The organism is Microbispora sp. H10670 (genome assembly GCF_014161385.1).
In the GTDB taxonomy this organism is placed as follows: domain Bacteria; phylum Actinomycetota; class Actinomycetes; order Streptosporangiales; family Streptosporangiaceae; genus Microbispora; species Microbispora triticiradicis.
Genome location: NZ_JABBWW010000003.1, coordinates 296,431 through 308,582 on the forward strand (window position 1 = coordinate 296,431; position 12,152 = coordinate 308,582).

Annotated in this window: 10 protein-coding genes, 1 tRNA gene and 1 pseudogene; 10 read left to right on the forward strand and 2 right to left on the reverse strand. The window is 72.0% G+C overall.

Annotation, left to right across the window (positions count from 1 at the left end; all coding sequences use genetic code 11):
- Positions 1-71 precede the first annotated feature (71 nt).
- The 7 genes and pseudogenes from HHX33_RS07035 to HHX33_RS37070 all read left to right on the forward strand — a co-directional run bounded on the left by HHX33_RS07035 (position 72) and on the right by HHX33_RS37070 (position 6,396).
- Positions 72-147 (forward strand) — tRNA-His (locus tag HHX33_RS07035).
- A gap of 91 nt (positions 148-238) precedes the next feature.
- Positions 239-763, forward strand: a complete 525-nt coding sequence (locus tag HHX33_RS07040) for a PadR family transcriptional regulator (RefSeq protein ID WP_182873875.1) — start codon at positions 239-241, stop codon at positions 761-763.
- Positions 760-1,440: an ABC transporter ATP-binding protein gene (locus HHX33_RS07045; RefSeq protein WP_182873876.1), complete on the forward strand. Its 681-nt coding sequence runs from the start codon at positions 760-762 to the stop codon at positions 1,438-1,440. The genes HHX33_RS07040 and HHX33_RS07045 overlap by 4 nt, the downstream gene beginning before the upstream one ends.
- Positions 1,437-3,674 (forward strand): FtsX-like permease family protein, encoded by a 2,238-nt coding sequence (locus HHX33_RS07050; RefSeq protein WP_182873877.1) that lies wholly within the window; start codon positions 1,437-1,439, stop codon positions 3,672-3,674. Before HHX33_RS07045 ends, HHX33_RS07050 begins: the two co-directional genes overlap by 4 nt.
- 8 nt (positions 3,675-3,682) lie before the next feature.
- Positions 3,683-5,224 (forward strand): annotated as a pseudogene (locus tag HHX33_RS07055) (penicillin acylase family protein); the annotation flags it as partial.
- A gap of 131 nt (positions 5,225-5,355) precedes the next feature.
- Positions 5,356-5,967, forward strand: a complete 612-nt coding sequence (locus HHX33_RS37675; RefSeq protein WP_396784309.1) for a penicillin acylase family protein — start codon at positions 5,356-5,358, stop codon at positions 5,965-5,967.
- A gap of 111 nt (positions 5,968-6,078) precedes the next feature.
- Entirely contained in the window at positions 6,079-6,396 is a 318-nt protein-coding gene (locus HHX33_RS37070; RefSeq protein ID WP_111698025.1) for a helix-turn-helix domain-containing protein, read from the forward strand.
- Here the strand turns inward: HHX33_RS37070 and lat are convergent.
- Positions 6,316-7,590 (reverse strand): L-lysine 6-transaminase, encoded by a 1,275-nt coding sequence (lat, locus tag HHX33_RS07065; protein WP_111698009.1) that lies wholly within the window; start codon positions 7,588-7,590, stop codon positions 6,316-6,318. The two genes, HHX33_RS37070 and lat, sit on opposite strands and share 81 nt — an antisense overlap.
- Positions 7,591-7,817: 227 nt before the next feature.
- On the opposite strand from lat, the gene HHX33_RS07070 reads away from it, so the two are divergent.
- Together HHX33_RS07070 and HHX33_RS07075 are read left to right on the forward strand one after the other, a co-directional pair.
- Positions 7,818-9,173, forward strand: a complete 1,356-nt coding sequence (locus HHX33_RS07070) for a transaminase (RefSeq protein ID WP_111698010.1) — start codon at positions 7,818-7,820, stop codon at positions 9,171-9,173.
- Positions 9,170-9,616 (forward strand): Lrp/AsnC family transcriptional regulator, encoded by a 447-nt coding sequence (locus tag HHX33_RS07075; RefSeq protein ID WP_182873878.1) that lies wholly within the window; start codon positions 9,170-9,172, stop codon positions 9,614-9,616. The genes HHX33_RS07070 and HHX33_RS07075 overlap by 4 nt, the downstream gene beginning before the upstream one ends.
- A gap of 5 nt (positions 9,617-9,621) precedes the next feature.
- Here HHX33_RS07075 and HHX33_RS07080 read toward each other — a convergent pair whose 3' ends face one another.
- The gene (locus HHX33_RS07080; RefSeq protein WP_182873879.1) at positions 9,622-11,256 is read right to left on the reverse strand and encodes a penicillin-binding transpeptidase domain-containing protein; all 1,635 of its coding nucleotides are present in this window, start codon (positions 11,254-11,256) and stop codon (positions 9,622-9,624) included.
- A gap of 32 nt (positions 11,257-11,288) precedes the next feature.
- Here HHX33_RS07080 and HHX33_RS07085 point away from each other — a divergent pair, with 32 nt between their 5' ends.
- Positions 11,289-12,131: a fused MFS/spermidine synthase gene (locus tag HHX33_RS07085; protein ID WP_310741252.1), complete on the forward strand. Its 843-nt coding sequence runs from the start codon at positions 11,289-11,291 to the stop codon at positions 12,129-12,131.
- The last annotated feature ends 21 nt before the right edge of the window (positions 12,132-12,152 follow it).

The window sequence follows — 12,152 nt, forward strand, 5'->3', positions numbered from 1 at the left end:
GCGGTATCGAGGGCGCGGAGGACTGGAAAATACCGCTACACTTTCTTCGTACGCCGCGAACGGCGGACATGGTGGGTGTAGCTCAGCTGGCAGAGCGCCAGGTTGTGGTCCTGGATGTCGTGGGTTCAAGTCCCATCACTCACCCCAACGGCGAACGGCCGGTCCTCACGGACCGGCCGTTCGTTTTTCCATGGGCAATTATCACCTCCGCGTATACACTCGATGTATAGTCGCGGACATGACCGTTCCCCTCGCGTTGCTCGGCCTGCTGGAACGGGAGCCGAGCCACGGATACGACCTGAAACGCGACTACGACACCCTCTTCGGCCGGGGCAGGCCGCTGCCCTTCGGGCAGGTGTACTCCACGCTGGGCCGCCTGGCCAGGGACGGCAAGGTCGCGGGCCAGAGCGAACCGGGCGACGGGCCGGACCGCAAGCGCTACGCCATCACCCCGCTGGGCAGGCAGGAGGTCGCCACGTGGCTGGCCGAACCGGTCGCGGCCGAGCCGTACCTGCAGACCGTGCTGTTCACGAAGGTCGTGCTGGCGCTGATGCTGGGCCGGGACGCGGCCGGCTATCTGGACGCGCAGCGCGCCACGCACATGCGGCGCATGCGGGAGCTGGCGGAGATCAAGCGCGTCGGCCCTCTGACCGACGCCCTGCTGGCCGACCACGCCATGTTCCACCTGGAGGCGGACCTGCGGTGGATCGACGTCACCCAGGCCCGGCTGGGGGCCCTGGCCGAGGTGGTGCGCGCGTCGTGATCATCGAAGCTCGGGGGGTCAGCCGCTCCTACGGCAGCACGCCCGCGCTGCGGGAGGCGAACCTGTCGGTGGCCGCGGGCGAGGTCGTGGCGATCATGGGTCCCAGCGGGTCCGGCAAGTCGACGCTGCTGCACTGCCTGGCCGGCATCTTCACGCCCGACAGCGGCGAGGTGTGGTTCGACGGACGCCGTTTGGACACCCTGGACGACGGCCGCCGCAGCGAGCTGCGGCGCACCGCCTTCGGCTTCGTCTTCCAGTTCGGCCAGCTCGTGCCGGAGCTGACCGCGGCCGACAACGTGATGCTGCCGCTGCTGCTGGGCCGCGCCAGGAGAAAGCACGCCCAGCGGCGGGCGGCCGAATGGCTGGAGCGGCTGGAGCTGGCCGACCTGGGCGGGCGACGCACCGGGGAGCTGTCCGGCGGGCAGGCGCAGCGCGTGGCGATCGCCAGAGCGCTGGTGACGCGGCCGCGGGTCGTGTTCGCCGACGAGCCCACCGGCGCGCTGGACACGCTCACCGGCGAGCACGTGATGGACCTGCTGGTGGGCCTGGCCCGCGAGGAGGGCGCCACCGTGATCGTGGTCACCCATGACGCCCGGGTGGCCGCCTGCGCCGACCGGGAGGTCGTGGTGCGCGACGGCCGTGTCTCCGACCCGTACACGATCGGGGCCGTCCGGTGATCCGGCTGGGCCTGCGGCTGTCGCTGAGCAGCGGCAGGGAGGCGGCGGCCAGGCTGGCGCTGATCGTCGTCGGGGTGGCGGCCGGCGTCGCGGTGCTGCTGGCCACGCTGTCGCTGTTCAACGCCTTCCAGGCCACCGGCGGCCGTCCCTGCTGGGAGTGCACGACCGGCTCGGCGCCCAGCGGCTGGGCCCTCGACGCGACGGCCGACGGCGCGCTGTGGAACTACCACGAGGACTTCTACGGGGGCCGGACGATCAAGAGGCTCGACGCCGCCGCGCTCGGCACGCGGGCGCCGGTCGTCCCCGGCCTGTCCCGCATGCCGGGCCCGGGGCAGTACTACGCCTCGCCCGCGCTGGCCGGGCTGCTGGACTCGGCACCCCGTGAGGAGCTGGCCGCCCGCTTCCCCGGCACGCGCGCCGGACTGATCGGCGACGCGGCGCTGTCCGGGCCCGACGAGCTGGTCGTGGTGGTAGGACAGACGCCGGATCAGGTCGTCGCCATGCCCGGCGCCAGGCAGGTCGACACGGTCTCCACCGAGCCCGCGTTCGACGACAGCGCGGACGTCTACCGGTTCGGCTTCGGCATGGCCGCCGTCGGGCTGATCGTCCCGCTGCTGGTGCTCGTGGGCACCGCCACCCGGCTGGCCGCGGCTCGCCGCGAGACCCGCTTCGCCGCGATCCGCCTGGTCGGAGCGACCACGCGCCAGATCAACGTGCTCGCGACGGTGGACGCCGCGCTGGGCGCGCTGGTGGGCGCGCTGACCGGCCTCGCGATCTTCCAGCTCGTCCGGCCGGCCGTGGCCGGGGTGCGGATCACCGGTGCCCGGTTCTTCCCCGGGCTGGTCGCCCCGCACGCCTGGCAGTACGCGGCCGTGCTCTGCGGCGTGCCGGTCGTGGCGGCCTGCGCCGCTCTGTGGTCGCTGCGCCGGGTGCGGATCTCGCCGCTCGGCGTGGCGCGGAAGACCGCCGCGTCCCCGCCGCGAGCGTGGCGGATGATCCCGCTGCTGGCGGGGCTGGGGATGTTCGCGGGCCCGGTGTACCGGAACGGCGAGCCCGACGATCTGCCGGCCGTCGTCGCGCTCGCGCTGGTCATGGCCGGGCTGATGCTGGCCGGTCCCTGGCTGACCATGGTCGCCGCACGGCTGGCCGCCCGGCTGACCCGGGGCGGAGCGACGCTGCTGGCCGCGCGCCGCCTGGCCGCCGATCCGAAGACCGCCTTCAGGTCGGTGAGCGGGCTGGTGCTGGCGGTGTTCATCGGAACGACGATCGCGGCCCTCGTGCCGACGGTGGTCGCCGGCCAGCAGCAGGTGGCCGGGGGCACGCTCAACGACGTTCTGGGCGCCAGGTTCGACCGGCCGGGCGTCTCCGGCCTCTCACCGCGGGCGGGGACGGAGCTCCTCGACCGGCTGCACGCCCGCCCGGGCGTGGACGTGCTGCCGATCTACGCGCTGCCGGTCAATGCGCTGCCGATCGATGCCGGCCCGCGGCCCGACGGCCCGCCGCCCATGCCGTATGTCGTCGAGTGCACCGACTTGGCCCGCTTCCCCGTACTCGGCCGCTGCCCTGTGAACATCGACGGCAGGGGCGCTCAGGCCGTGGCGGGCAACTTCGCCCGCATCGTCGGCGCCGACAACCCTCTCACCGTCGACAGACTCCTTCCGCTGGCGGGCCCGGCCAGTCCGCACGCCTCCACCGACGGGCTCGACCTGGCGGCCATCATGATCACCACACGCGATCCCGCGGCACTGGAGCGGCTGCGCACCCTGCTGTCCGGCTACACCGTCGAAGCGCCGATGACCTTCGCCGAGGTCGCCGAGGTCAGGGCGGACCTCTACGTTCGAGCGGAGAACGTCGCGCTGGCCATGGTCGGGCTCACCCTGGTCGCCGGTGCCTGCGGCCTCGTGGTGGCGGCCGGCGGCGGGCTGGTGGAGCGCAGGCGGCCGTTCACCCTGCTGCGGCTGGCGGGCACGCCCACGCGCACCCTGGCCGCGGTGGTGCTGCTGGAGTCGGCGCTGCCGCTCGTGCTGGCCGCCGCGCTCGCCGCCGGCTCCGGCTTCGGCGTGGCCGAGCCGCTCATCGACGCCCTCGCGATGAGGAGCGCGTCGATCGCGATGCCGGGACCCGTCTACTTCGCCTCCCTCGGCGGCGGCCTGGCCGCCTCCCTCCTGGTGATCCTCACGACGCTGCCGCTGCTGCGGCGCATGACCACGCCCGACAACGCGCGTTTCGAATAGGAGCTCCCATGAGGCTCATACCTACTGCGGCGATCACGCTGGCGTTACTCGCCCCCGCCGTCGCGGCCGTACCCCCCGCGGGGGCGGCCGGCGGAGGCTACTCGGCCACGATCCGGCGCACCGAGTACGGCATCCCGCACATCACCGCCAAGGACTACGGCGGCCTCGGATTCGGGTACGGCTACGCCTTCGCCCAGGACAACCTGTGCACGCTGGCCTCCTGGGTGGTGACGCTGCGCGGCGAACGCTCCCGCTACTTCGGCCCGGAGGCCGAGTCAGACGATCCGGTCCGCCCGGTCTCCAACCTCGCCGGCGACGTCTACTACAAGAGCGTCGCCGCCTCCGGCGTCGTACGGCGGCTGCTGGCCCGGCCCGCGCCGGTCGGCCCGAGCGACGAGCTGCGCCGCCTGGTCGACGGCTACGTCGCCGGATACAACCGCTACCTCGCGGACACCGGCGTGGCGAACCTGCCCGACCCCACCTGCCGGAGCAAGGCGTGGGTCGGTCCGATCACCGCCACCGACATGTGGAACAACCTGCTCGACCTCGCCCGCATGACGTCGAGCTCCTCGTTCAAGGAGGCCGTCACCGGGATAGCCGAACCCGAATCTGAGGGACCGAAGCCCGAGCCGGCGGCGGGCAGCAACGCATGGGCGCTCGGCCGTCGGGCCACGCGCGGGGGCGGCGGCATGGTGCTGGCCGACCCGCACTTCCCCTGGCAGGGGATCCGCCGCTTCTACCAGGTCCAGCTCACCATCCCCGGCGTGCTCGACGTCTCCGGCGGCAGCCTGTACGGCACCCCGGTCGTCCAGATCGGCCACAACGCCAAGGTCGCCTGGACCCACACCGTCTCCCACGCCCAGCACTTCACCGTCTACCGGCTGAAGCTCGCGGACGGCCACAGCTACACCGTGGACGGCCGGGCCGAGCCGATGGGCGAGCAGGAGGTGGAGGTCACCCTGCCGGACGGCACCGTCTCCGGCCACACGCTCCTCACCTCCCGCTACGGCCCGGTGCTCGCCATCGGCCGGACCGACGAGGCCGCGTACGCGCTGGCCGACGCGAACGCCGCCAACCTGCGGGCGGCCGACGAGTGGCTGGCGATGGCCAGGGCGGGCAACCTCGACGAGCTGCGCACGGCCCAGCGGACCTACCAGGGGATGCCGTTCGTCCACACCCTCGCCACCGACGCGAGCGGGACCGCCTACTTCGCCGACACCTCGCTCGTCCCCCACGTCACCGACGCCGAGGCGGAGCGCTGCGCCAGTCCCTCGCCTCCGGGCCTCGATGCGTACGTCCTGGACGGCTCGACGTCCGCGTGCCTGTGGGGCAGGGACGGCGACTCCGTCGTGCCGGGCGTCTTCGGGCCGGGCAACCAGCCGAGGCTGGTCCGCGCCGACTACGTGGCCAACTCCAACAACACCTACTGGATGACGAACCCGGCGAAGCCGCTCACCGGCTATCCCGAGGCGTACGGCCAGACGGGCACCGACCTGGAGCCGCGCCCCCGGGTAAGCCTCGACATGATCGCCCAGCGGCTGTCCGGCGCCGACGGGCTCGGCACGCCCGGCTTCACGCTGGAGACGCTGCAGGCCACGGTGCGCGGCAAGCGCAACCTCACCTTCGAGCTCATGCGCGACGACCTGCTGAAGCTGTGCCGCACCACCCCGAACTCCTGGACGTGCGCGAGGCCTGCCGGACGTTGGAGAAGTGGAACGGGCGCGCCACCCTGGACGGCGAGGGCGCCGTCCTGTGGCGCGAGTTCTTCAGCCGGCTGGGCCGCCCCACCAAGCCGGGAGAGCCGGTCTTCAGCCCGTGGCGGGTGCCGTTCGACCCCGCGCGCCCGCTGACCACCCCGAGCGGGCTCAAGAGCGACGACCCGACCGTACGGCAGGCCCTCGCCGACGCCGTGCTCCGCTTCCGGTCCAACCGGATTCCGCTGACGCTCACCCCCGGGCAGGCGCAGAGCTACTCCTCGATCCCGATTCCCGGCTGCACAGAAGGAGAGGGCTGCTTCGACCGGGTGCGCACGGGCGGACCGCTGGGCACGGACGGACGCTATCCGGAGGTGAACACCGGCTCCAGCTTCATGATGGCCGTCGAGCTCACCAAGGACGGCCCCCGCACGCGGACCGTCCTCACCTACTCCCTGTCCGCCAACCCCGCGTCGCCGCACCACACCGACCAGACGGCGCTGTTCTCGCGCGGCGGGTGGGTGACCGAGCGCTTCACGCCGGCCGAGATCGCCGCCGATCCGCACCTCGAAACCGTCACGGTCCACGGAGGGCATTGACCCGGGTAAGTCAGCCCTCTTAGCCCCCATCGGTGGACATTGCGGGTTATGCTGCCTGACAACCGCCGCGCGGGGGCCCCGGCGATCTCTGACGTCTTCGACGGAGGCCGGATGAGAGGCGACGACCACACCGCCCTTGGGTTGAGTAAGCGAGAGAGCGAGGTCATGGAGCTGATCGCGACAGGTCACTCCAATGGCGAGATCGCCCAGCGGCTGTTCCTGAGCGAGAAGACCGTGAAGAACCACGTGAACCGCATCTACGCGAAGCTGGGCGTGGAGTCGCGGGTCAGGGCCATCTGCCGCTGGCGCGGCGAGGCGGAGCCGTCCGGGGAAGGACGGGAGAGGTGCTCAGACGCCGGCGAGGCAGGCGCGGAGACCGGCGAGGCCGTGCTCAAGCTCGTCGGGCTGGACGGACAGGGCAGGGCGTAGCCGCACCGACCGCTCGCCGCAGCGCAGGACCAGGATCGCCCGCTCCTCCCGCAGCCGGGTGACCAGCCCGCCGGGGTCGGGGACGTCGAAGGCGCACATGAGCCCACGACCCCGCGCGTTGGCGACCAGGCCGTCGGACTCCAGGCCCCGCAGGGCGCCCAGCAGCTTCTCGCCCAGGATGGCCGCTCTCGGGATCAGCCCGTCCCGCTCGATGATCTCCAGCATCCGGCGGGACCGCACCATGTCGGTCAGCCCGCCACCCCAGGTGGAGTTGATCCGGCCGCTCACCCGGAACACGTTGTCCGGCACCAGGTCCACCCTGCGGCCCGCCATGATGCCGCCGACCTGCACCTTCTTCGCGAAGGCCACGATGTCGGGGGCCAGCCCGAGCTGCTGGTACGCCCAGGGCGTGCCGGTGAGACCCACCCCGGTCTGCACCTCGTCCAGCACGAACAGCGCCTCGTACTCGTGGCACAGGCCCTGCATGGCCCGCAGGAACTCGGGGCGCATGTGGTTGTCGCCCCCTTCGCCCTGGATCGGCTCGGCGATGAAGCAGGCGATGTCGTGGCGGAACCGCTCGAACGCCTCCCTCGCCTGCGCCAGCGCCCGCTTCTCGGCGCGTTCGACGTCCCCGAGGTGGATCGCCGGGACGTCGACGCGCGGCCAGTAAAACCGGGGGAACCGGTCGGTCTTGACGGCGTCGGTGTTGGTGAGCGAGAGCGCGTAGCCGCCGCGGCCGTGGAAGGCCCGGGTCAGGTGGAGGACCCGGGTGCCGAGACCCGGGTGGCGGCCGTGGGCTTCATTCCAGCGGCTCTTCCAGTCGAAGGCGCATTTGAGGGCGTTCTCCACGGCCGCCGACCCACCCTCGACGAAGAACAGGTGCGGCAGTTCCGGGTCGCCGAGCACCCGCCGGAACGTCTCGACGAACTCGGCGAGGTGCACGGTGTAGATGTCGGAGTTGGCGGGCTTGTTGGCCGCCACCCGGCCGAGCAGTCCGACGAACCCGGGGTCGCCGGCGAAGGGGTTGACCCCGAGCGGCGAGGAGGCGAAGAACGTGTAGAAGTCCAGATACCTGCGCCCGTCACGGGCGTCGACCAGCCAGGAGCCCGCGCTCCGGTCCAGGTCGAGCACCAGCCGGAAGCCGTCGACGAGCAGGTGCCGTGCGAGGGCGTCGTGCACAGCGCTGGGGTCCATGTCGCCTCCGCGTCAGGCCGGGAGACGAGATGATTCCCTCACAGTCGGTCATCTATGTGAATGGTTTCCGCCTTACTACCGTCCGGGAAGAATATTTTTCAGACGAGAAGTTTTCCCGACTACGGACGCGACCACCCCGGCGATGACGAAACGAACGCGGTTGTGTACTTTTGCTTCAGAATCCGTGGCCGACACTGGGTTCGGCAAGCTTTTCTGAGGCAGGGAACATGATCGACCGTACTCACCTGGCCCGGCTGCTCGACCGCGAGCGTGGCCTCTTCCGGGAGCGGAACCCGCGCTCGGCCGCCGCGTACGAGCAGGCGAGAGGGCATCTCTTCGGCGGCGTGCCGATGACGTGGATGAACAAGACGGCCGCGGGCTTCCCGCTGTACCTGGCCGAGGCCCACGGCGCCCGCGTCACCGACCTCGACGGCCACGAGTACGTCGATCTCTGCCTCGGCGACACGGGCGCGATGGCCGGGCACTCACCGCGGGCGACCGTGGAGGCGGTCGCCGACCGCTTCGGCCGCCTGGGCGGCGCCACCGTGATGATGCCGACCGAGGACGCGGCCTGGGTCGGCGCCGAACTCGGCCGCCGGTTCGGCCTGCCGTACTGGAGCTTCTCGCTGACCGCCACCGACGCCAACCGGTGGGCGATCCGACTGGCCCGGGCGATCACCGGAAGGCCGAAGATCCTGGTGAACAGCTACTGCTACCACGGCAGCGTGGACGAGGTGCTGATCGTGGTCGGCCCGGACGGCCGGCAGGTGTCCCGCGAGGGCAACGTCGGCGCACCGGTCGACCCCACTGTGACCTCCCGCGTCGTGGAGTTCAACGACCTGCCCGCGCTTGAGCGCGAGCTGGCGTACGGCGACGTCGCGGCGGTCCTGATGGAGCCCGCCCTGACCAACATCGGGATCGTGCTGCCCGAGCCCGGCTACCTGGAGGGCGTGCGCGAGCTGACCCGGCGGCACGGCAGCCTGCTGATCAACGACGAGACCCACACCTTCTCGGCCGGGCCCGGCGGCTGCACGAAGGCCTGGGACCTGCGTCCCGACATCGTGACGATCGGCAAGGCCGTCGGCGGCGGCATCCCGAGCGGCGGGTACGGCCTGTCGGCCGAGGTCGCCGCGCGGATCGAGGCGATGGACGGGCTCGACCTGGTCGACATGGGCGGGGTCGGCGGCACGCTGGCGGGCAACCCCCTGTCGGTCGCCGCCATGCGGGCCACGCTGGAGCACGTGCTCACCGACGACGCGTTCACCGCCATGACCGAGCTGGCGACCCGCTTCGCCAAGGGGGTCGAGGAGATCATCGGCGACCACGGCCTGCCGTGGTCGGTCAGCCGGCTGGGCGCACGCGCCGAGTATCGCTTCACCAGCCCGGCCCCGCGCAACGGCGGCGAGTCGAACGCGGCCGGCGATCCCGACCTGGACGACTACCTGCACGTCTACCTGGCCAACCGGGGAGTGCTGCTCACGCCGTTCCACAACATGGCGCTGATGTCCCCGGCCACCACCGAGGCCGACGTGGACCGGCACCACGAGGTGTTCGCGGCGGCGGTCGCCGAGCTGGTCGCATGATCCCGGACGAGATCGACCGGGTCCTGCTGAGCGAGCTGCAGCGGGACGGCCGGGCCTCCTACACCGCGCTCGCCGAGGCGACCGGCCTGTCCGCCCCCGCCGTACGGCAGCGGGTGCAGCGGCTGCGCGACGAGGGCGTCGTGCAGATCGTCGGGGTCACCGACCCGATGGCGCTGGGCCTGCCGGTCATGGCGCTGATCGGCGTACGCGTCGACAGCGACGTGCACGAGGTCGCCGACCGGATCAGCGAACTGTCCGGCGTGATCTACGTGGTGCTCACGGCGGGCTCGTTCGACCTGTTCGCCGAGGTGGTGTGCCGGGAGCCCGCCGAGCTCCTCGCCGTGCTCAACGACCACGTCAAACGGGTGCCCGGCGTCACCAGGGCCGAGGCGTTCACCTACTTCGGGATCCACACCCACCGGTTCGCCTGGCCCGGTGTCTGAAGGGTCTAGAGGGCCTTCAGGAAGCGGGCGGCGATGGGCACGGCGGCGCTCCGCCCGGTGCCGCCGTGCTCGACGAACACGGCGAAGGCGAGGTCGCCCTGGTAGCCGATGAACCAGGCGTGGTCCTGGCCGCCCTGCCAGTCCTCCGCCGTGCCGGTCTTGCCGGCCACACCCTCCGGCAGGTGGGCCTCGGCGGCGGTCCCGTCGACGGTGACCGCGCTCATCAGGTCACGCAGCCCCTCCGCCACGTTCGACGGCAGGGGCACGCTCTGCGGCAGCTCGCCCTGGGACGCGTCATCCGCCAGCGGGCGGGCCGGCCGCCACTCGCCGCTCTTCACCGCCGCCGCGACCAGCGCCATGCACAGCGGGGTCGCCTCGACCGTGCCCTGCCCGAAGGAGTCCTCGGCGAGCGCGTCGGGGTTCTCCGGCCGTTTCAGGCTGCCGCACGTGTAGCCACCACCCTGCCCACTGCCCTCCCCGCCGCCGCTCTCCCCCTGCACGCCGAAGCCGAACGCCCTCGCCTGCTCGACCAGCCTGTCGGCGTTCAGCCGCTCGACCGTCAGCCGGGCGAAGGTGGTGTTGCACGACAGGGCGAAGGCGTGGCGCAGCGTGACCGCCCCGTGGTCCTCGTCGTGGTAGTTGTGGATAGGCCGGTGGAAGGGGATCTGGTACACCGCCGGGCACTCCACTGTGGTGTCGGGGGCCAGCCCTCCACCGAGCAGGGCGGCGGCCGTGACCGTCTTGAACGTCGAACCGGGGGCGTACTTGCGCTCGAAGGCGCCCCGTCCGCCCAGACGGTCGGCGACCGCGAGGATCTCCCCGGTCGTCGGTCGTACGGCGACGATGGCGGCCCGCTGCGGCACGCCGTCGAGCGCCCGGGCCGCCGCCGCCTGAACCGACCACTCGATGGTCGTCCGCACGCCGGCCGGTTGCTGCTTGGGCGTGTAGGCGAGGACGACCTTCGACGGCGATGCCGGGTTCTCGACCCGCAGCTCCCACCCCACCTCGACACCGTTCGTGGGCGCCGCCACCTGGCCCGCCAGCCCGTCGAGGTACGCGTCGGCGTCCGAGTCCTGGGGGAACTCCTCTCCCTCCCGGGTCACCGGCCGCAGCGGCCCGGTCGTCGGCGTGGTCCTGACGAGGCGGCCACCGGCTTCGATCTCGGGAAACAGGACGGCCGGCGTCCACAGGACCTTCCAGGTGGCGTCCCTTACGGCCAGGCGCAGGACCGAGTCGAAACGCCAGGGCCCCTTGTCCGGCTCGTCCCGCTCCTGCGTGAAGGGCACCTCGGCCGTCTCGTCCCCGTCGCGTTTCACCGTCCCGGGCGTGATCCGCATCGAGTTCGACAGCGCAGCGTCCTCGAACTGGCGGTGCTGGTCGGCGAAGTCGGCCGGCGGCTCGTCGACGAGGTCGCGCATCGCCTCGTAGTCGCCCTTGGTCCAGGCGTCGAAGTAGGCGGCGGCCGTCTCGTCCGGCGAGCCGTCCGGACGCAGTTCGAGCGTTCGCGGAAGGGTGGGGGACGCGACCGGCGTGGCGACCATCACCGGCTCCTGCCTGCCCGAGACCACGAGGCCGACCACGCCGAAGACGAAAATGGCCGCGGCGACCGTGACGAGGGCGAGCAGGGCCCTGTTCCGCATACGGTTCTCATATCACGCGAAAGGAGCCAAAGGTGGCAAGGAGCAAAGAACCGTTGCCAGGCCGCTATCAAGTGACCTTCGGCGAGGTGGAGCTCCTGCGCGACCTCGACCGGCCCGACGGGTGGATGCTGATCAGGGACGGCGTGCCCCAGTCGTACGTGGACCTGACCGATCCCACCTATCTGGACTTCTCCTACGTACAGCTCATCGCCGCCGTGATCGACTGCCTGCCGGAGGGCCCGCTCGACGCCGTGCACGTCGGCGGCGGGGCCTGCACGATCCCGCGTTACGTCTCCGCCCGCAGGCCCGGGTCCCGGCACATCGTCGTCGAGCCGGACGCCGGACTGGTCCAGCTCGTACGCGACCAGCTGAGGCTTAAGTCCGTGCCCCGGCTGAAGGTCCGGGTGGCGGACGGCCGCACGGCGACCGCCGCCCTGCCGGACGCCTCGGCCGACCTGTTCGTGCTTGACGCGTTCTCGGGCGCGACCATGCCGGTCGAACTCGCGACCGCGGAGTACATGGCGGAGATCGCCCGTGTCCTGCGTCCCTCCGGTACCGCCCTCATCAACGTCGCGGACGGCAAGGGCCTGCCTTTCGTCAAACGGGTCGTCTCCACGGCCGCCCGCGTGTTCCCCCACACCGCACTGCTCGCCGAGCCCGGCATCCTGCGCGGCCGCAGGTTCGGCAACGTCATCCTGACGGCGGCCCCCGGGCAGTTGCCCGTCGAGGCGCTGACCCGCAGGGCCGCGGGCGGCCTCACCCAGGCCCGATGCGTCGCGGACGGGGACCTGACCCGGCTGGTCGCCGGGGCCGCCCCCATCCACGACGGCGACTCCGTCCTCGCCCCCGTACCCCCGGCCGACCTGTTCGGCTGACCGGCCAGCGGCGTCGAGGGG

Bases quoted from the DNA above. Each gene is read 5' to 3' on its own strand.
- HHX33_RS07040 (WP_182873875.1), top strand. From the start codon at position 239: ATGACCGTTCCCCTCGCGTTGCTCGGCCTGCTGGAACGGGAGCCGAGC.
- HHX33_RS37070 (WP_111698025.1), top strand. From the start codon at position 6,079: ATGAGAGGCGACGACCACACCGCCCTTGGGTTGAGTAAGCGAGAGAGC.
- lat (WP_111698009.1), bottom strand. From the start codon at position 7,590: ATGGACCCCAGCGCTGTGCACGACGCCCTCGCACGGCACCTGCTCGTC.
- HHX33_RS07070 (WP_111698010.1), top strand. From the start codon at position 7,818: ATGATCGACCGTACTCACCTGGCCCGGCTGCTCGACCGCGAGCGTGGC.
- HHX33_RS07075 (WP_182873878.1), top strand. From the start codon at position 9,170: ATGATCCCGGACGAGATCGACCGGGTCCTGCTGAGCGAGCTGCAGCGG.
- HHX33_RS07080 (WP_182873879.1), bottom strand. From the start codon at position 11,256: ATGCGGAACAGGGCCCTGCTCGCCCTCGTCACGGTCGCCGCGGCCATT.